Below are 19,103 nucleotides of genomic sequence, written 5' to 3'. Positions count from 1 at the left end.
CGTCGAAGTTCTTCGAGTCTGTCCACCGTTCGTTCGTTGTCATAGTCGTCGAGACGAACGATCGGCGGCCGAGGCGGCGAGGCTACGCTCTGCGACGCGGGCGGCGCGCTCCCTTGCCAGTGTCGATGCCGGCGCGATTTGCCCAGGCACGGAATTGCTTTCCAGCTAGGGCAGTCGTGCCGGGAGCCCAACTAGTGTTCTGGGCGGCACGGAGAATACCGCCCAGCAGGTCAGGACTCGCCTTTGGATCATCTTCGAGAGCCTTTATCGCGGACGCCGCCCCCGGCACCTGTTTCATCTGCTGAAGAAGAACGCTGGTGTCGATTGATCCGTCCCGAAAGATCTCGGGTAGCGCGAGAGTCAGATCCATCTGAGCATCCATTGAGACGAGTCCGAGTGCCAGCAAGTCGCGAGATGTGCTGGCGACGGCGCGATCTTTCCGCGCTGAGATAACACCGCTGTCCGCAACCTGCGACAGGAGTCGAAGGCTCGGATCGGGGGCACGCTGAGGGAAGACGCCGACGCGCCTCCGGCTGCTCGCCTGGAGCAGGGAAATCTCCGAGGCATCGGCCTCCGTCCACGTGATCGCTTGCCGTCCCACGGTCACGAACCCGGCGTACTCCATCCATCTGGCAAACGCTCGGGCATATGTCAGCCACGTCTCATGACGCGCCGCGACAGCTGGATAGGTCTTCGGCAACATCGCCGCGAGAGCCGCAACATCAACTTCTCCTTCGAAACGTTCCGACAGCTCCTGGAACTGCGTGAAGGCGCGGTGCCTCCGCAACGCTCGTTGGACGCGACCGCGAAGCACCTCTTCGAGAAGATCCTCGTCTGTGTCCGCATCGACCAGACTAACTTCGCCCTGAGAAGCGGTGACTAGACCGAGCAAGCGTGCGTCGCGGACAACGTTCTGTACGACGTTCTCGGACATCGATAGAGCTTTCGCAAGCTCCTCCACGGTCATCGCGCCGCCGCGATCCACCAACTGCTGGAGCATGCGACCGACCCAGAGCGGTAGCTGGCGCAGAATGTAAGCGTCCTCGATCGGTACACGATCTGTGTTGAGGTAGTCGCGGAAGATATCCCAGTACGTGTCTAGCCGTTCTGCCACTTGCACGATCAGGCGCTGGTCGAGGAGCGACTGAACGAGCGTCGCCGGGTACTTCTCGGTCGCCTCCCCAATTGCGACTGGGGCGTACTTGGCGATCCAGCGCAGGGCCTCCAGTTCCTGCGGCTGCAAGTTGGCTAGGTCTGCTTCGAACAACCTCTGGATGTTGAGGGCCTCTGCAGCCAAGTCTGCTTGAGACACGCCGCGCGACGTTTCCGCAAGGACATGACTGGACAGCTTCTTAACGAGCCATGGCAGACCCTGCGAGTACTCCCGAAGCTTCGACTTGAGTTCCGGAAGCAGAGCGCTCCCAATCGCCTTTTCCAGACGCCGCAGAATCGTACCGATTTCGGTTGGGCCCAGCGGTCCGAGGTTGGTGACTTTGCCTCGATCTCTGATGGCGTCACGAAGCTGGAACGGATAACCCTCCGTCCACCCAACCACGTCGGTCTTCCATGCGAAGCCAACGAGGACCGGGACATCGGAATCCCCGAGGGCAAACGCTAGATCGCGGAACTCCCGCGTGAGTGCCTCATCGCGGAACACGTTCTCGAACTGATCGAAAATCAACAAGATTCGGGAGCCCTTGGCCCACTCCGAACGCTCGAGCGTGGTCAGCGCGCTAGCGGTGCTCGCCCACGATGCGTCGGCCGTGAGCTTGATCGAACCCGCTCGCGTTGCCCGAAGGGCTGCAAGACGTAGTGCCTGAGCCACAAATGATGGGCGCGACGCAGTGCGGCAGTCGAGCACAATCGCCACTCCGCCCAGCTGTTCGACTGTCCGCTTGAACTGCAAGCTGAGTGAACTCTTTCCCCAGCCTGACTGGGCGTTGATGACGACCACTCCTGGCCCCGCCTCGAGCGCTGTCGTCAGATCTTGAACAGCGTCCTTCCTTCCGACGAAGAACTTGGGCGAGACGGGTAGCTGGTATTCGAAGTCGCTGTTACCAGATCGGACCTCGACCATGACATCGTCGACGACTTCGACACGGCTCTTGGCCTCTCGTGCACCAGCCGTATCGTAGGCCACGCACGCCAGGCCGTCGCCATAATCTGAAGCTCGGAGCGCTTCGAGGGCGGGGTCTGCAACCACTCCTGAGGCTGACCATACCGCGACCTCAGTTGGGACACGACTCTTGGCATCGAGCACCTTCGCCGACCCGAACAGCCCTTCCTTCGTGACGACGATCGCGAGATCGGATAGCACTCGATCAGCGAGGGCAGCTGGTGGAGGAGCGAACCTCTTTGAGTCGGTGAGGAGTCGTGCGATGTCCTGCGCATCGACGTAGTGGAACTGCTTGTCCCGACTCTCGCGCTGGCGCGCTTTCTCGACTGCGGGTTGCGTCAGTTTTGGGAGACAAACGAAGAATCCATCTACGGGATCCGGCGTCTCGTCCCGCTCAGCAACGAGCTTCCCGACGAACGCCATCAATTCCTTCGCGGCCACCGGCGTCGAATAAGCCTTGCACTCCGCCAACGCGATCGCGCCAGACATGCGATGCTTGGCGCGGATGTCGATCTCAACGCCATCGCTCGTGACATCGACTCGTTCGGCGGTGGCCGCCTCGTACCCATGAGCCTCTAGAAGCAGCGCGAAGAACCTCTCAAACAGATGACCGCGGTTGTGGGCACGCGCGCCAGGCGTATCACCTTCGGCGAGCACCACGACCGTGACGTCCTCGAAATCAATCGACTGCATGGCTCGACCTTAGTGCGCGTACGAGTCGGTCAATTGCTACCAAGTCGGTCAACCCACGGGAGCCGACTCGATCACTCGATCCCCCTAAGCGGACTGCCATCGCCATCTGAAGCTTCACCGATACCGGTCGCCTGCCAAGCCGACAAGTCCGGCCGACTCACGTTGGCCCCATACTCGCCCAGATTGCATCCTCGTCGTGTGCGCGACGAGGGTTCCCCTCTCGTTCGCCGCTCGCAAGTGAATGGCGGTCGCGCGCACTCACGCCGGCCCGCTACCTCCCTCGTGCGGGCAGCGCGCGGATGGGGATCGATCCCGGTGCGTGTCTGCACTGCTGGTGGCACCGTCGGCAGCAATGGAATACAGATTGGCTATGCCAGGGTCTCCACGGCGGATCAAGATCTCACCTCGCAGCGTGACGCGCTCCTGCGGATGGGAGTCCTCGATTCGAACATCTACGTCGATCACGGACTGACCGGTACGAACCGGGCCCGGCCCGGACTGCGCGAAGCGCTCGCCGCGGTCCGGGAAGGCGACACACTCGTCGTCACCAAGCTGGACAGGCTCGCGCGATCGGTGCGGGACGCACGCGACATCGCCGACGAACTGACCACGAAAGGAGTAGCGCTTAGTCTCAGCGGCAGTAGATACGACCCGACCGACCCAATCGGGAAGCTGCTGTTCAACGTGCTCGCCATGGTCGCGGAGTTCGAACGCGACCTGATTAGCATGCGTACGAAAGAAGGGATGGCGGTGGCCCGCGCGAAGGGTCATTTGAAAGGCAAGCAGCCGAAGCTGTCGATGACGCAGCGCAAGCTGCTGTTCGACGTCCAGGACCGGGGTGAATACACCCAGACTGAGATAGCCGAGCTATTCAATGTGTCCCGTGCCACGGTCTACCGCGAATTGCAGCGTCGCCGAGTGGCATTCCTCGCGACGTGCGAAGCACACATCTTCTGAACCTTCGTCGATCCCATCCGCTGTGGTTGCCCACGGCGGGCAACGCCGCGGCCCAGACGCGATCTCGGAGAGGGCGTCGCCTAATCAGGGATCAGCTACGGCCGGCTCGACGGACGACCAACGCCGACTTGTTCGAGCATGTCGTGCGCGGAACCCAGTGCGATATAGGCGAGTCGGTTGTCCGGATGCGAATACACGACCTCGAACCCGCAGAGACGGCACCAGAGGTCAACGCTGCGATCAATGTCAGCGACAAGCAGCTCGGGAACCAGTGCGGGCTCGACGACATCAGTTCTGAACTCATGGTCTCAGCAGCGTCCGGTACCCACGCTCTGGTGGATCCGCCTGTGCACAGCTGTTGTGCGCTCTCTCGCCTGCACACCCAGGATCGCCGGATGGATCACTTCGACGTCGTCGTAAACGGTGAGCTGTTCCGAACTACCGAGCGAGCTCGGGCGGGTGGGGCCACGAGTTACGACTTCGCCTGGCTGAATGCGCCAGCGGAAGGAACGTACGGATTCACCGTAGGTCGCTCCTCTGGCCGTACGACCCGGAGGAACTCGTCGCCCAAAGCACGTCAGTTCGTCGAGGCGTTCTACGGGCCCGGCGGCATCGGAGAGACGGACTTCCCAAACCACACCCCGGCCAAACCCGGCGAGCAAGGGCCGGCGTCAGGCTGCTGCTCCGACGCCTGACCTTTGATCTGATTCGCAACCAAGTGGTCGCCGCCCGCGCTCGGCTGCTATCCCTGAGCTCGCCCGCCGACCGCTCCGTCTACTGAGCGGCGAGGGCCCACCATGAGGCGCGAGACTTCTTCCATCCGCGGATGCCGCTCGTCGCCGTTTTCGACCACGCCCTTGTGCCAGGTCAACTCGAGGCCGTCAGACGTGTCCTGCAGCACCGAGAGATTGTTGTCGAACCACGGCCCCTTGGTCGTCGTCCAGTCGAACGGCGGATCGGGTACTTTCGCCGAGTGGGCGACGACGGCACCGACGGGACGCGCCAGGCCGTATGACATCACTACCGAGAACCAGCGCATCAGGATCGGTAGCGGATTGCGCACCGGAGAGCACACGGCTTGCACGATCCTGCCCCCACCGGACCGCTCGACTTCTGCGACATACGAGAAGTGCACGTCGCCGGAGAGCACCAGCAACGAGTCGGGCGCGTCGCCGCGGCCTCCATCAGCGATCTCCGTCAGGATGCCCGCCAGCGACTGGAAGCTGCTTTGCCAGGCAGCCCAGTGCTCGAGATCCACCATCTGCCGCAGGCGTTCGCCGATCCGGGCGGCGAAGCGCCCCCAGGCGCCCTGCGAGATCGCCTCGTCCCAGGACTCGATGTGATGCAGCCCGATAGGCAGCAGGAACGGGAGCGAGGTCGCGACGAGCAGATGCCGGAAACCGCCCTGCAGCTGCTCGTCCAGCCACTCCCACTCCGTCGAATCAACCAGCGCTCGGGCCGTGGGCGTGAGGTCGCGTGCTGCGCGGGAGTCGACGACCACCAGACGGATGTCGCCGAAGTCGCGGCAGAAACTGAAACGGTACGTGCGGGGCTCCCGGTCCACCCGATCCGCCAAGGCATCCAGCGCGTCGGTGATGTCCAGCTCGCCGGGACCGGCGTGCGCGCTGATCCGTTGCCAGATCTCGTCGTCTGCGCGTTGTGCGGGAGAGAGGTTGCCGAGGTGTTGGTAGACCCAGTACGAGGCCAGCCCGGCGACAATGCGGTCGTGCCACCACGATGTCGCCTCCATCTGCTTCTTCCAGTCCAGTGACGCGTTCCAGTCGTCGCGCACGTCGTGGTCGTCGAAGATCATGGCGCTCGGCACAGTCGACAGCAGCCATCGGTTGGCATCGTCCGACCAGGCGAGCCGATACAGGTGCGCGTACTCCTCGAAGTCTTTGAGCTCTTTGCCGGGCGGCTCGCGAATGTCGCGGCGATCGCGGATGAACTCCTGCATGGCCTCGGTGGTCATGTCGGCGTATACCTGGTCACCCAGGAGCAGGATGAGATCCGGCCGAAGCGACGCATCCTCGCCCAGCGCCAGAGCGAACGTGCGCATCGCATCGACGCCATGTGTGCGATTGCCGGTGGCGTCGTGGTCCACGCTCGTGCGACACGATCCCCACGCCATCCGCAGAGGCTGCTCAGGCGCGCGCGTGGCGATGACGGGAGCCGGCAGGGGCGAGTCCGGGTCGGGCCACACCCGCTCTCCGTCCAGACGAACCTCATACGGCATCACCGATCCCGGTGCGAGGTCGTCGAGTGCGACGAGGGCGTAGTGATGTCCGTGCACCGCGAAGGTCCGAGTTCGCCACTCGCGCTCGCCGACGCTCACGCTCACGGCAGCGTCGCCCGCAGTCTCGACCCAGACGGTCGCGCAGGTTTCTGCGGTGTAGCGCAGCATCGGTCCAACGAGAAGAGCGGAAGACGCCATGATTCCATGTCTAACGCTCGTCGCCTGCTCGGGCCACAGGTTGACGGGGAAGCGCCGGTGTGGTCAGCCGGTTGAGATCGCCGATCTCAGGGACCTGCTTGAAGATCTCCGTCCTACGACTGGTTGGCGAAGGAATCCACCGTGTCCGCTGCCAACGCCTCACTGGCCGTACCCTCAGCGAGACGATCGGCGGCAATCTCGTGGTCACTGCCCGGGTAGGGATCCGTGCGTGTCAGGTGTCGTTACATGGGCTCGATGGCGAGAGCGAGAGCGAGAGCAAGTCACCACGCCCAACTCATGAGCAGGTTGGCGACGACAAAGACCGCGATCACCAGAACCATCGCGAGCAGCGCGACCCAGAAGACCGGCAGATGCCGCTTCCACAAGCCGATGGTGATGACGACGGCGGCCAAGAAAATCAGGGGCGGGAGCCACATGACCATCCAGGCCCCGGCGGACATCATCGACTGGTTGCACGCCGGATCCTGTGGGCAGGCAGGAGCCCGAACGTTGAGCCCAGACATGACGAAGAGAGTCAAGACGAAGGGGGCCATGATCGCGAGCGACGTCGCCGCGGCGGCTCGATCCCACGTCGGTGCGATCCGAACACGACGCACGACTGGTGAGCCAGGGTCTGGTACACGTTTCTGCGCCACAGTGCCACAACATCCCCTCGCAAGGCGATAATCCCCAGGTAGTTCGTGCTGACGTGGACGCTACGCGGAGACGCCGGTCTGAGCAAGAAGCTCGATCGGCCTGCCTCATCGGGTTGACGATGACGGGCGACCGCCGAAGGCATGGCGCGACTCAACCGCCCGTTCAGCCCGCCCACGGACCCTCTCCGCGTATCGCCCGTTCAAGGATCGCCGCCGACGAAGTTTCGCTATTGACGGGTCTCCAGGTCGCCTACACGGATCTGAAGCTCCTGGATTCGGTCAAGCAGACCGCCGATCGCCTCAAGCACGGCTCCATTGCCGTCGCTTCGGCTTGCAATGACGTTCCGGATCTCCTGGTCGCTGATGGCCATGATGTGTCCCTCCGGTGTTGAGGGACCGGAGTCTACGTCGTCACGGTCGCACTCCAGAGGAGTCTGCGGGGTGCGACCGCAACTACGGTTCCCCAGTTGGCTCGGATTCGCTCGATGAGTTGGAGGCCGTCTGTGGCGTCCTGGGCGTAGTCATTGGCGGACCATGCGGGCTGAACCTCCAGTGATCGACTGATCCGAAGCTCGCGGATAGGGCCATCCCGCGGCTGGCCCTCGCGTCGCACGCCGAGCGCGCCATGCGTATTGATCACCCTCCCCAGCGAAAGCTGACGCCCTGCAGGGACATCCGGCCGGCCCTGACGCCAGCCCACTTCGTCAGCGCAACGCGGTCGCCGACTCGGGCCTCCCGGCCTAGCATCGGAGCGATGTCTGACCCCGAAACCTCACCGACGCCGCCCACCCCGAGCCCCCCTAGCTCTCCCGACTCGGCTGCGCTCACCGGCGACCGGCATCACCCCTCCGGAAGCGACAAGGGTGCCACGAGTCAGGCCGCGTTGACGGCAGCCGTGGGTGCGACCGCGTTCCTCGCGGGGTCCCTCCTGTACTTCGCGCTCCTCGCCGACGCCGGCGCCATGAGCTGGGAGGGAATCACCGCGCTGATCACAAGCCCGCAGTTGCTGATCTGGACGCTCGCCGTGGCGAGCATCGGCCTCATCGGCCGGCGCCTCAGCCCACGCGCGGTCGCGGTCTGGGCGCTCGCTCTCGCTCCGGCGTCCACTTTCGCGGGCATCCTGATCGCGTACCCGCGCACGCTGGGCCAACCGCAGGCCCTGGTGTCGCCGATCTTCCTTATCCCCTTCGTGTGGCAGGCCGCTGGTCTGTTTGGCGCCGCGGTGGTGGGAGTCCTTGCCGGGCTTGCGTTGCGGCTGCGTTCCGCCCACCGGCTCCCCGCCCGCCCCATCGCGAGTGGCGTAGCGGCTGTACTGCTCGTGGTGGGCGGCGTCGCCGCCCTCGCTCTGCCTGCGCACTGGGCGAGCGTGTACTTCCGCATCTGGAGCGATCCGGTCGTGGCCACTTCGGAGCAGGGCGACCGCTACGTCGCGATCGCCGCCACGGCCGTTGGCTGCCTGCTGATCTCTGTGGTGGCCGCGATCTGCGCACGTCGGCGGCCAGTGGTCTGGCTCACCAGTATCGCGCTCGCGCTCGCGCTGCTGGCCGCCCTCGTCTTCCAAGTCCCGGAAGGCAGGTTCGCACCGCAACCCGCTCCCGCGGACGACGGCGGCCCCCATCCCGTGTGCTTCGGAACGTCCGGAGACTGTCCCGGCGGCTGAGCCGCCGGGGCCACGTCGCTTTGCCGATGGTGAACACGGAAAGACGATGGCCCTCACTCGAGTCTCCGCACTCTGAACTACCGGCTCGCGCACCGCGGGAGAGCCAGCCGGCAGCCCGCAGACGGCTTGCCGAACGCGTGATCCTGGTCCCCTACGTGCGACACCTCATCAGCAAACGCAACGACCACCTGCTCGCAGAGTTCACCTGCGGGCGCTGACCGACCGGCTCCCGGGCGCCGCGGTGGGCTCCCGCCCCGTATCGTTTTCCATGTGCCCGACGACGACCCGACCCACGGCGCCGTGATCATTCGGTATTCGGGTATCTACAACGCTGACGGTGGTATGGCGGGCGAGATCCGCTACCTGTTCGGCCACCTCTTCGGCACCGCGGAATGCTCTCTCTGTGACATCAGCCATTCACCCCTTCGCCGAAAGCCGGAGTGGGACCGCATGGTCGCCAGGATGAGCGTCCCCCTCGTCGTTCTCCACCGCAACGAAATCGATGAACGTCTCCGCGCCGCCGTGCGAGGTGTCCCGTTGCCCGTCGTCATCGCCCACCATTCCGACGAGTCGATATCCGTCGCCCTGACCGCCGACCAACTGGCCGAGGTCGGCGGGTCTGTCGAGAGGTTCGAGCGAGCCCTGCTCGCGGAGCGCCCGCGACCCTGATGTGGCGAATGCCCAACTTCGGCACCGCCGCTGACCGACTCGCTCGGTGCCCGCCCGTCTTCTGCAAGGAACGGTGGTCGAGCGGCCAGCGGGCTGCGGGTGGCCGCGCCGCCTGTGATGACCGCGTCGCGGGCGCGATCGACGAAGCGGGGATCTCGTGCGATGAGCTCATGTTGCACGACCCCGAACCTGACGCGGGTGCCATTCGACCGGCGCGAGCGGGTGCTCCAAAAGGTGGGGTCGGGCCCGAGGAACTTCTAGAACGGCACGCCAAGCGCCCGGTCACCTGGAATGTCTGGAGCAACGAGATTGCTTCAACAGGTGTGAACAATGCCGTCACCGAGGCCCTGTACCGGAGTCAGCTCATCGACCTGACGACGACCGGTCGCCGTAGCGGGCTACCGCGCCGCATCGAGATCTTCCTGCACGAGAAGGAGGGCGTGCTGTTCATCACAGGGATGCCGCGACGAGACCGCACACGAGACTGGATACACAACATCACCGCAGACCCCCACGTCATCGTGCATCTGAAGAAGGGCATCGAGGCCGACGTTCCCGCCACAGCGCGGGTCATCACCGATCCCCACGAAGCACGGCCGCTCATCGAGGCCGCCGCACGCCGATGGCGCAGAGACGATGTCGACGACATGATCGCGCACAGTCCGCTGATCGTGCTCACTCCGGCTGCCGCGCCCGCCGCCTGACGGCATCCCGAGTCACTGGCCGCGTCCCATCGGGGATGGCCTCAACGACCCCAACCTCCCCAACGCTTGCGTCGCCACACATATCCATCACGTGCTGATCCGCGACCCCACGCTGGCCACCCTGGCCACCCTTCCGCCCGGACACCTGGCCGAGCGCGCGAGTCCGCTGATCAGTGGCGGATCTCGGCCCACGACTATGGCTTGTGACACCTGTGCGACGACGACCCTCGCCGGCGTCGCGGAACGGATGAGTCTAGGCCGGCTGAAGGCGGAATCGGTCGCATCTGGACCAGCTGATCGCGTTCGTCTCGCTCCGCTCGCTCGACGACCCGAACGGCGCGAATGCGGCGCACGAGGGACTCCTGAACAAGCAAAGGCCCCGAGATCCGCGTGATCACGCGGTTCTCGGGGCCATGTCGCGACAGCGGCATTGGTGGAGATGGGGGGAATCGAACCCCCGTCCATCGCTGGGATACTGCGTCTTCTCCGGGCGCAGTCTGTGAATGCGTTCTGCTCGGCTCCGACCTTTGTCACAGACACCTAAGTCGACGAGCCCAGTCTGGAAAGAGTCCCACGCGGCGTCCAGACGCCACCGCGCAGCAAGTCCCCTAGATGACGCCAGGATCCGTAGCGGGAACGCCTACGGTCTGACGGAACTCAGGCTCGCTTAGGCAGCGAGGGCGAGTTCAGTGCGCTTAGGTTCGGCACTTATTGGTTTGCAGAGATCGTTTACGAGATAACTCTGCATCCTCGGCCCGCTTCTCGCAGATTCGCAGGCAATGTCGAAACCGATCATCCCCATGAACCTTCTTGCGAAGGGCCGCTGTCACGCTGTGGAGTTTTCCATGCCGGATGCCGCGGCATCCGAGCACATCAGTCTACAACGGGTCGCACCCCACGGCCATTCCCGCGAGCCGCGTAGAGTCGGCCCATGAGCGAAGTCGTCATCACGGTCCGCGGCGAGCACGAGAGACGCGTCGCCCCCGAGCGCGCCGTCGCGCACCTCACGATCCGCGCCGAGGGCCCAGAGCGGGGCGCCACCGTCGAGCAGATGGCCGCCCTCAGCGAGCCGGTGCGCGACGATCTGGCGGTGCGCAAGGCGAACGGCACGGTCGTCGAATGGTCGAGCCAGCGCGTCTCGGTGTGGTCGGAACGGCCGTGGAGCCCCGACGGCAAGCGGCTCGCGCCCGTCCACTACGGCTCCGTCGACTTCTCGGCGACCTTCACCGATTTCGCGGTGCTGTCCTGGTGGGCGGGCGAGGTGGCCGAGCGGGAGGGCGTCCAGCTCGGCTGGATCGACTGGCAGCTGACCCCCGAGACTCGCGCGGCGACGGAGCGGGAGGTCGCGAGCGAGGCGGTCGCGGTGGCGATGGCGCGAGCGAATGCGTACGCCGACGCGATCGGCCTGTCGGCGGTGACCCCTCTTGAGATCGCCGATGTGGGGCTGCTCACCCGCCGCGACTCCACGGAGCCCGTGCCCGAGGCCCGCATGTTCATGGCCAAGGCCTCGATGGCCTCGGACTCGGGCGGAGGCCCCGCGGTGCAGCTGCAGCCGGAAGACCTCGTCATCACGGCCGCCGTCGAGGCTCGCTTCACCGCTCGCTGAGCGGAGGGCGAGGCATCCGCTCGCCTACTCCCCCAGCCGATTCCGGGTGCGCATCGCGCGCTCGGCTTCGCGCTTGTCCTCGCGCTCGCGAATGGTCTGGCGCTTCTCGTACTCGCGCTTGCCCTTCGCGACGGCGATCTCGACCTTCGCGCGACCGTCGTTGAAGTAGAGCTTCAGCGGGACGAGCGTGTAGCCGCCGGCCGACACGGCGTGCGACAGCTTGACGATCTCGTCCTTGTGCAGCAGCAGCTTGCGGATGCGCTTGGCCGCGTGGTTCGTCCAGTGCCCCTGCGAGTACTCCGGAATGTGCACCGCATCGAGGAAGGCCTCGCCGTTCTGGATGTAGGCGTAGCCGTCCGAGATGTTCGCGCGCCCCTGACGCAGCGACTTCACCTCGGTTCCGGTCAGCACCAGGCCCGCCTCGTACGTCTTCTCGATCGTGTACTCGTGGCGCGCGCGACGATTGGTCGCGACGACCTTCTCCCCGCGTTCCCTGGGCATGGTGACTCCTCGATCCGGCCGCGCGAGCGCACGGCAGCCGTTCAGTCTACCCCCGCGACGGGTCGTGACGCGAAGCGCCCGCCGGTCAGGTGCGCAGCCACCGGCGGATCGCGAAGCTCGCCGACAGCGCCGCCAGAACGACACCGATCAGGATGAGGACGGGCACCACGATCCACGCGTCGCTCATATCGACCCACGTGGTGACGAACTCGACGCGACCGCGCAGGTACTGGTCGACCCCGAAGTGCACGCCGGCGATGACGGCCGCGCTGGCCAGCAGCGAGCCGATGAGCGCCGCGAAGACGCCCTCCAGCACGAACGGGGTCTGAATGAACCGATTGGATGCCCCGACGAGCCGCATGATCCCCAGCTCGCGCCTTCGCGCGTACGCCGAGAGCCGGATCGTCGTCGCGATGAGCAGCACGGCCGCGATCAGCATCAGCACGGCGATGCCCACCGCGATGTAGGTCGCCACGGTGAGTGCCGAGAACAGGGGTTCGAGGTACTGGAGCTGGTCCTGCACCTCCTCGACGCCCTCTGTGCCGGCGAAGGCCTCGATGATGACGTCGGACTGGTTCTGGTCGATGAGGTTGATCCAGTAGGTCTCATTGAGCTGATCGGGGGTGATGACGCTCGCGTAGTCCTCGCCCAGCAGCTCGATCACGTTGTCGTACGCCTCCTCGCTGTCTTCGAAGCGCACATCGCGGATGAGCGGCGAGAGGGCGGGACCGTCGAGTTTCTCCTGCACCGCGGCGAGCTGCTCCTCGCTCGCGACGCCTCCGGTGCAGGTGGGCGCCTGTGAGATCGCGGTGCACATGTAGATCGCGACTTGGGCGCGGTCGACCCAGAAGTCCTTCATCGTGGCGATCTGCATCTGCATGAGGATGGCCGCGCCCACGAACGTCAGCGACACGAACGTCACGAGCACGACCGAGATCACCATCGACGCGTTGCGACGGAGGCCGGTGAAGGCTTCCGACAGGATCAGGCCGGCCCTCATGACGTGGGCCCCACTTCGTCGTCGTCGCGTTTGCCCAGGCCCAGTCGGTCGGCGACGCCGAGCTCGGCGACGTCGATCTCGGGGATGTCGGCCACGGGGATGGGCTGGGTGTGGGATGCCGCGGGCTTCTGCGTCGCGGGTGGCGTCGGCGCCTCGGGCTCGGGTGCGCGTTCGTCGTGCTCGGGCTGGGGCGTGTCCGCGGGCGGGGTCACCGCGGGCTGCTCTGGAGACCCGGGCTCCCCGGCGGCTGCGGGCCTCCCGGCGAGTCCCTGCTCCGCGGGAGCTCCAGCCTCCGCCGGGGCAACGGGCTCCGCGGAGACTGCCGGCTGCGCGGGGGTCGCAGACTTCGCGGAGCCCGCGGACTCGGCTGAAGACTCCGCGGAGCCACTCTCCTGCCGCGCTTGTCCGGTCGCAAGCGGGGTCTGCGGCGATCGCGGGAACGGGGTGTGGGCGGCGGGAACGGTCTGCGCACCCGAGCCGCCGGCGGGCGAGGCATCCGTCCCCTGCTCTTCACGCGTGACGAGGGTCGGGTCGAGCCCGGCCTCGGCGGCCGCCGCGGCCTCACGCTGCACCTCGAGGACAGCGGTGAGCGCGGCCACGGCGGCGGCGCCCCGCTCCTGCTGGGGGGCGAGACTGGGAAGGCCCGACGTGTCGCCGTAGCCGCCGTGGCGCTCGTCGCGCACCATCTCGCCGTGCCGCAGCTCGATCACGCGGCGCTGCATCTGGTCGACGAACCCGGCCTCGTGCGTGGCCATCACCACCGTGGTCCCGCCGCTGTTGATGCGGGCGAGCAGCTGCATGATGTCGATCGACGTGGCGGGGTCGAGGTTTCCGGTCGGCTCATCCGCGAGCAGCACCTGCGGCCGGTTGACGAGAGCGCGCGCGATCGCGACGCGCTGCTGCTCGCCGCCCGACAGCTCGTGAGGGAGCCGCTTCTCCTTGCCCGCGAGACCGACGAGCGCGAGGACCTCGGGAACGGTCTGCTGGATGTAGCCGCGGGAGGATCCGATGACCTGCAGAGTGAACGCGACGTTCTGGAACACGGTCTTGCTCGGGAGCAGGCGGAAGTCCTGGAACACCGCCCCGATGTGCCGGCGGAAGTACGGGACCTTGCGGTTCGAGAGCGTCCGAAGGTCGCGACCGAGCACGACGACGCGACCGTCGCTGGGCGTCTCCTCCCGCAGGATCATGCGCAAGCACGAGGACTTGCCCGACCCGGATGCCCCGACCAGGAAGACGAACTCCCCGCGCAGCACCTCGAAGTCGACGTTGTTCAGGGCAGGCTTCGCCGTGCCCTTGTAGCGCTTCGTGACGTTCTCGAACCGGATCATGGCCTAACGAGCCTATGCGGATGCCTCGGCGGGCGCTCCTGCGACACCCGAACGTTCCCGACTCGTCCCAGCGCGCTGCCTCGGCGGGCTCTGCTGAGACCCGGCCGGTTCCGGGTCGGACGGATGCCTCGGCGATAGCGGCAGGAGCGAATGTCGTAGGTATGTTCTAATGTCGAAGGCGTGGACGACGAGCTGATCGGCGAGATCGACATGGTGTCGCTCCCCGACGAGGACGGGCGGTTCGAGGGTCCGGATGACGTGGGCCTGGTGACAGAGGTCGCCGACATGCTGGCGGTGTTTGCCGCGCAGCGACTGGAGCGCGTGGACCGATTCCGTCGTAACGCTCTGGCGGACGCGGCCCGGTACGGCGGTGGCGTCGTGGAGGTGGTGCACCGGTCGCTGCGGCTGGAGCTGGCCGCGGCGCTGCGGATCACCGAGCACGCCGCCCAGACGCTGCTGGCCCACGCCGAAGCGCTGGTGCACCGGTACCCGGGGGCGTTGACGTCCCTCGGCGAGGCGCGGATCACCGAACGGCACGCGCAGATCCTCGCCGACCTGCTCGACGACGCGTCGGCGGAAGTGCGGGAGCGGGTGAGCGACCGGGCGGTGGAGCTGGCCGAGCAGCACCCCGTCGGCACGTTCCGGCGGGCACTCCGCCGCCTCATCGACACCGAGGAATCCGTCACTCTCACTCAGCGGCACGAAGCGGCACTCACGCAGCGGCGGGTCGTGATCGAACCCGCAGCGGATGGGATGGCGTGGCTGCACGCCCTCCTGCCGGCGGTGGAGGCACACGCGATCCACGCACGCCTCACCGGGATGGGCAAGGCCCTCACCTCCCACCCCGACAACACCCGCACGCTGGACCAGACTCGCGCGGATGTGCTCGGCGACCTTCTCATCGACGGCGACACGGGGTCACTGACTCCCGAAGCGCGCGGGATCCGCGCCACCGTCGCCGTCACCGTCCCCGCCCTCACCCTGCTCACCGAGGGAACCACCCACGGAAGCGGCGGCGCGACGGCGACCGACGACAGCCACCTCCACCGCAGCGCGCCGGCCACCGTCGAGGGACTCGGCCCCATCCCGCTGGACACCGCGAAGGAGTTGTGCGGCGGCGCGGACGGATGGATGCGGATCCTCACCCACCCCGAAACCGGCATGGTCCTCTCGGTCGGCCGCACCCAGTACCGGCCGCCACCGGCCCTGCGCAGGCTGGTGAAGTGGCGGGCCGACACCTGCATGGCACCCGGATGCACGATCCCGGCCTCCCGCTGCGAGATCGACCACACCATCGCCTGGCACCACGGCGGCCCGACCAGCCTCGAGAACCATGCCCCGCTCTGCACCGGCCACCACACGATCAAGCACCACGGCGGCTGGACCGTCGAGCAGATCCCCGACTCCGGTGGCGCGTTGCTGTGGACCTCTCCCTCCGGGAGGCGATATCGCGTCGAACCGGAACGACGCGTGCCCGTCTTCCGCCCCTCCGCTCATCCCGCCGATGCCGGCGACGCACCCGTCTGACCTGCCCGTGGCCGAGGTACGGCTGCAAGCTCGAACCCTCGCTGCGTGCCGCGGTGGACGTGAGACCTTCCTTGCCACGAGCATGGGCAGATGACGTCACGCGCCATCCCCGCATCAGAGCTTCTCGTCGGCACGTCCCGCACGATGCGATTCGAGGGCGAGAGCTACGGTTCGGGTATCTCGTTCTTCGCTGTCGACAACGACCCCGGCATGGGTCCGGGTCTGCATCGTCACCCCTACACCGAGACGTGGCACGTCATCGAGGGCGAGGCCACCATCCGCATGGGCGACGACACCGTGGTCGCCCATGCGGGCGACACCGCCGTCGTTCCCGCGGGCACCTGGCACGGCTTCACGAACACCGGCACCGGACGCCTGCGGATCCTGTGCATCCACGCCTCACCGGTCATGGTTCAGGAGAACCTCGACCAGACCTGAGTCAGTCGTCGTCGTCCTTGCGCTTGCGCCAGCGGATGCCGGCCGCGATGAATCCGTCGAGGTCGCCGTCGAAGACCGTCGCAGGGTTTCCGACCTCGTGGCCGGTTCGAAGGTCCTTCACCAACTGCTGTCCGTAGAGGAAGTACGAGCGCATCTGGTCGCCCCAGCTCGCCGTGATCACACCGGCGAGCTCCTTCTTCTTCGCCGCTTCCTCTTCGCGCTTGAGAAGCAGGAGGCGGGTCTGCAGCACGCGCATCGCCGCCGCGCGGTTCTGGATCTGCGATTTCTCGTTCTGCATCGACACGACGATCCCGGTGGGAAGGTGGGTGATGCGCACCGCGGAGTCCGTCGTGTTGACCGACTGACCGCCGGGGCCGGAGGACCGGAAGACGTCCACCCGGATGTCACCCTCGGGGATGTCCACCTCGACGGCCTCCTCCATGACGGGGATGACCTCGACAGCGGCGAAGCTCGTCTGCCGCTTGTCGGCCGAGCCGAACGGGCTGATGCGAGCAAGGCGATGTGTGCCCGCCTCCACGGACAGGGTGCCGTAGGCGTAGGGCGCGTCGACCTCGAAGGTCGCCGACTTGATGCCCGCACCCTCCGCATACGACGTGTCCATCACCTTGACCGGGTACTTGTGCCGCTCCGCCCACCGCAGGTACATGCGCATGAGCATCTCGGCGAAGTCGGTGGCGTCGTCGCCGCCCGCGCCGGAGCGGATCGTGACGACCGCCGAGCGGTCGTCGTACTCGCCGTCGAGGAGCGTCTGCACCTCGAGCTGGCTCACGATGTCTTCCAGCTCGGCGAGCTCGTGGCGGGCCTCCTCGGCGGAGTCCTCGTCGTCCATCTCGTTCGCGAGCTCGACGAGCACGTCGAGGTCGTCCAGTCGCTGCTCGATGTCGGTGATGCGCTTCAGCGCCGACTGCCGGTGGCTGAGGGCACTGGTGACCTTCTGCGCCTTGTCGACGTCGTCCCACAGATCGGGAGCGCCCGCCTCCTCGCTGAGCCGCGCGATCTCGCTGGTGAGCGCCTCGACGTCCACGACCGCCTTGATGTCGGCGAACGTGGAGCGCAGGGCCTGGATATCGGCGGATAGATCGAGCTCGAGCATGACACTCCAGACTAACGTGGTTGCACGTGACCGAACGCCCGGACTCCATTCCCGTCCGAGACGTGCTCTGGCGCTTCGCGCCGATGATCTATGGCCCGACGGTGCTCTTCGCCCTGGGCGAGGGCGCGGTCATCCCGCTGATCCCCGTGATCGCGGCGCAGCTCGGCGCCGACGTCCCCACCGCCGCCCTCGTGGCCGCCGCTCTCGTCGTCGGCCAGCTGTGCGGCAACATACCGGCCGGCTGGGCGGTCGCTCGCATCGGCGAGCGACTCACCATGGCGTTCGCCGGCATCCTGTCCCTCGGCGGTGTCGTCGCCCTCGCGTTCGCGCCGACCCTCGGCGTCTTCGCGGCCGCCGTCTTCCTGATCGGATTCTGCGCCGCCGCATTCGGTCTCGCGCGGCATTCGTTCATGACGACGCGCGTGCCCCTCGCCTTCCGAGCGCGCGCCCTGTCGCTCCTGGGCGGGACCTTCCGCCTGGGCATGTTCATCGGCCCGTTCGTCGCCGCCGCGCTCCTGGCGCTGTTCGGCGATGAGCACGCGACGATCTGGTTCTTCGCCGGATGCCTCGTCGCGACGATCCTCCTGGTGCTGTTCGGGCCCGATCCGGAGTCGGCGCTCGAGCCCGCGGCATCCGCGACCCGCGCTCCGGTACGAGACGAATCACTGTCGGAGGACACGGGCGAGCCGATCACCGCCTCGCTCCGCGTGGCCCCCGGCGCCGACGGTGCGCGGGCGGGCGTCTTCCGAACCCTGTGGCACTACCGCGGCGTGCTGTCGCGACTAGGGGTGGCCGCGGCATCCCTCGCCGGCGTCCGCTCGGCACGGCAGGTCGTCCTGCCGCTGTGGGGGGTGTCGATCGGACTCGACGCCCAGACGATCGCGCTCGTGGTCGGCATCTCGGGGGCGATCGATTTCGCCCTCTTCTATGCCAGCGGCCAGGTCATGGACCGCTTCGGCAGGCTGTGGGCGGCACTCCCGGCCATGCTCCTCATGGGAGCGGGCTTCATCGCGCTGTCCTTCACGCACGACACCGCCCAGGCCGCGATGTGGTTCGCCATGTTCGCCGGCGTCCTCGGGGTCGGAAACGGCCTCTCGAGCGGCATCCTGCTCACCCTGGGCGCCGACGTCGCACCCAAGGCCGACCCCGCACCGTTCCTCGGTTCATGGCGCACGCTCACCGATGCCGGCGGCGCCGTCTCGCCCCTTCTCGTCTCGGCGATCGCTGCGGCATCCACGCTCGCGATCGCGACGGGCGTCATGGGGGTCATCGGACTCCTGGGCGCCGCAGCGTTCGCGCGCTGGGTTCCGCGCTTCATCCCTCGGGCGCGACCGTGAGCGCCGTGGTGCCGTTCTGCCGCAGCCGCAACGACGGCCGCCGCTGCACGAGACCCCTCGACCATCCCGGTCTGCATCGCCACCGGACGATCATGTGGACGGATGCCTCGGCCGACCCGCCACGCTGCCCGGGCTCCGGCGGCGCCGGCCGCCCGGCCGATCCGCTGCCGGACGGATGGCCGCACGGGCGCGCTCTCTGCCCGCAGTGCCTGCGATTCGTGCCACTCGAGGACGGTCGGCTGACCGAGCACGACACCGCCTCCGCGGACGACGCCCCCGGAGAGGTCGAGCGCCGCATCACGTGGCTGAACGAGCACGGGTGGTAGAGACCCCGGAGCGGGACGCTCGGCACTCGGCCCT

Annotated in this window: 17 protein-coding genes and 1 other RNA gene; 9 read left to right on the top strand and 9 right to left on the bottom strand. The window is 66.9% G+C overall.

Going from position 1 to position 19,103, the window contains the following annotated elements; translation table 11 throughout:
• Nucleotides 1–82: 82 nt before the first annotated feature.
• Complete coding sequence (locus HF323_RS08830) at nt 83–2,809, bottom strand: restriction endonuclease (protein WP_169582237.1); 2,727 nt, start codon at nt 2,807–2,809, stop codon at nt 83–85.
• 357 nt (nt 2,810–3,166) lie between these two features.
• Here HF323_RS08830 and HF323_RS15425 point away from each other — a divergent pair, with 357 nt between their 5' ends.
• The gene (locus HF323_RS15425; protein ID WP_169582802.1) at nt 3,167–3,766 is read left to right on the top strand and encodes a recombinase family protein; all 600 of its coding nucleotides are present in this window, start codon (nt 3,167–3,169) and stop codon (nt 3,764–3,766) included.
• A 742-nt stretch (nt 3,767–4,508) separates the two neighbouring features.
• Here HF323_RS15425 and HF323_RS08820 read toward each other — a convergent pair.
• The 3 genes from HF323_RS08820 to HF323_RS08810 all read right to left on the bottom strand — a co-directional run bounded on the left by HF323_RS08820 (nt 4,509) and on the right by HF323_RS08810 (nt 7,227).
• A complete protein-coding gene (locus HF323_RS08820) occupies nt 4,509–5,870 on the bottom strand; it encodes an alkaline phosphatase D family protein (RefSeq protein ID WP_317451039.1) in 1,362 nt (453 codons plus the stop codon).
• 611 nt (nt 5,871–6,481) lie between these two features.
• Nucleotides 6,482–6,724 (bottom strand): hypothetical protein, encoded by a 243-nt coding sequence (locus tag HF323_RS08815; protein WP_169582235.1) that lies wholly within the window; start codon nt 6,722–6,724, stop codon nt 6,482–6,484.
• 359 nt (nt 6,725–7,083) lie between these two features.
• Entirely contained in the window at nt 7,084–7,227 is a 144-nt protein-coding gene (locus HF323_RS08810; protein WP_169582234.1) for a hypothetical protein, read from the bottom strand.
• Nucleotides 7,228–7,610: 383 nt separating this feature from the next.
• On the opposite strand from HF323_RS08810, the gene HF323_RS08805 reads away from it, so the two are divergent.
• The 3 genes from HF323_RS08805 (at nt 7,611) to HF323_RS08795 (ending at nt 9,889) form a co-directional block, all read left to right on the top strand.
• Nucleotides 7,611–8,516: a DUF6234 family protein gene (locus tag HF323_RS08805; protein WP_169582233.1), complete on the top strand. Its 906-nt coding sequence runs from the start codon at nt 7,611–7,613 to the stop codon at nt 8,514–8,516.
• A 270-nt stretch (nt 8,517–8,786) separates the two neighbouring features.
• Nucleotides 8,787–9,185 (top strand): hypothetical protein, encoded by a 399-nt coding sequence (locus HF323_RS08800; RefSeq protein ID WP_169582232.1) that lies wholly within the window; start codon nt 8,787–8,789, stop codon nt 9,183–9,185.
• A gap of 323 nt (nt 9,186–9,508) precedes the next feature.
• Nucleotides 9,509–9,889 (top strand): nitroreductase family deazaflavin-dependent oxidoreductase, encoded by a 381-nt coding sequence (locus tag HF323_RS08795; protein ID WP_169582231.1) that lies wholly within the window; start codon nt 9,509–9,511, stop codon nt 9,887–9,889.
• 431 nt (nt 9,890–10,320) lie between these two features.
• Here the strand turns inward: HF323_RS08795 and ssrA are convergent.
• Nucleotides 10,321–10,689: a transfer-messenger RNA gene (gene ssrA, locus HF323_RS08790) on the bottom strand.
• A 131-nt stretch (nt 10,690–10,820) separates the two neighbouring features.
• Between ssrA and HF323_RS08785 the strand changes: the two genes are divergently transcribed.
• Entirely contained in the window at nt 10,821–11,495 is a 675-nt protein-coding gene (locus HF323_RS08785) for an SIMPL domain-containing protein (RefSeq protein WP_169582230.1), read from the top strand.
• A gap of 24 nt (nt 11,496–11,519) precedes the next feature.
• Here the strand turns inward: HF323_RS08785 and smpB are convergent, their stop codons facing one another.
• From smpB to ftsE, 3 genes are all read right to left on the bottom strand, one after another.
• Complete coding sequence (gene smpB, locus HF323_RS08780; RefSeq protein WP_169582229.1) at nt 11,520–11,996, bottom strand: SsrA-binding protein SmpB; 477 nt, start codon at nt 11,994–11,996, stop codon at nt 11,520–11,522.
• A gap of 85 nt (nt 11,997–12,081) precedes the next feature.
• Nucleotides 12,082–12,996 carry a permease-like cell division protein FtsX gene (gene ftsX, locus HF323_RS08775; protein WP_169582228.1) on the bottom strand — a complete coding sequence of 305 codons (915 nt, stop codon included), beginning with the start codon at nt 12,994–12,996 and terminating at the stop codon, nt 12,082–12,084.
• On the bottom strand, nt 12,993–14,327 hold the full coding sequence (ftsE, locus tag HF323_RS08770; RefSeq protein ID WP_169582227.1) for a cell division ATP-binding protein FtsE: 1,335 nt from the start codon (nt 14,325–14,327) through the stop codon (nt 12,993–12,995). The genes ftsX and ftsE overlap by 4 nt, the downstream gene beginning before the upstream one ends.
• Before the next feature lie 180 nt (nt 14,328–14,507).
• Between ftsE and HF323_RS08765 the strand changes: the two genes are divergently transcribed.
• Together HF323_RS08765 and HF323_RS08760 are read left to right on the top strand one after the other, a co-directional pair.
• Complete coding sequence (locus HF323_RS08765; protein WP_317451038.1) at nt 14,508–15,854, top strand: DUF222 domain-containing protein; 1,347 nt, start codon at nt 14,508–14,510, stop codon at nt 15,852–15,854.
• 90 nt (nt 15,855–15,944) lie between these two features.
• Nucleotides 15,945–16,292 (top strand): cupin domain-containing protein, encoded by a 348-nt coding sequence (locus HF323_RS08760; protein WP_169582226.1) that lies wholly within the window; start codon nt 15,945–15,947, stop codon nt 16,290–16,292.
• A 1-nt stretch (nt 16,293) separates the two neighbouring features.
• Here HF323_RS08760 and prfB read toward each other — a convergent pair whose 3' ends face one another.
• Nucleotides 16,294–17,406, bottom strand: a complete 1,113-nt coding sequence (gene prfB / locus HF323_RS08755) for a peptide chain release factor 2 (RefSeq protein ID WP_169582225.1) — start codon at nt 17,404–17,406, stop codon at nt 16,294–16,296.
• Nucleotides 17,407–17,432: 26 nt separating this feature from the next.
• Here prfB and HF323_RS08750 point away from each other — a divergent pair, with 26 nt between their 5' ends.
• Both HF323_RS08750 and HF323_RS08745 read left to right on the top strand, forming a co-directional pair.
• A complete protein-coding gene (locus tag HF323_RS08750) occupies nt 17,433–18,743 on the top strand; it encodes an MFS transporter (protein WP_169582224.1) in 1,311 nt (436 codons plus the stop codon).
• Nucleotides 18,740–19,069 (top strand): hypothetical protein, encoded by a 330-nt coding sequence (locus tag HF323_RS08745; RefSeq protein ID WP_169582223.1) that lies wholly within the window; start codon nt 18,740–18,742, stop codon nt 19,067–19,069. Before HF323_RS08750 ends, HF323_RS08745 begins: the two co-directional genes overlap by 4 nt.
• The last annotated feature ends 34 nt before the right edge of the window (nt 19,070–19,103 follow it).

It is taken from the genome of Microbacterium sp. MF43 (genome assembly GCF_012847295.1).
Taxonomy (GTDB): Bacteria; Actinomycetota; Actinomycetes; order Actinomycetales; family Microbacteriaceae; genus Microbacterium.
Note: the sequence above shows the minus strand (reverse complement) of the source record. Positions and strands in the feature narration are given on the sequence as shown.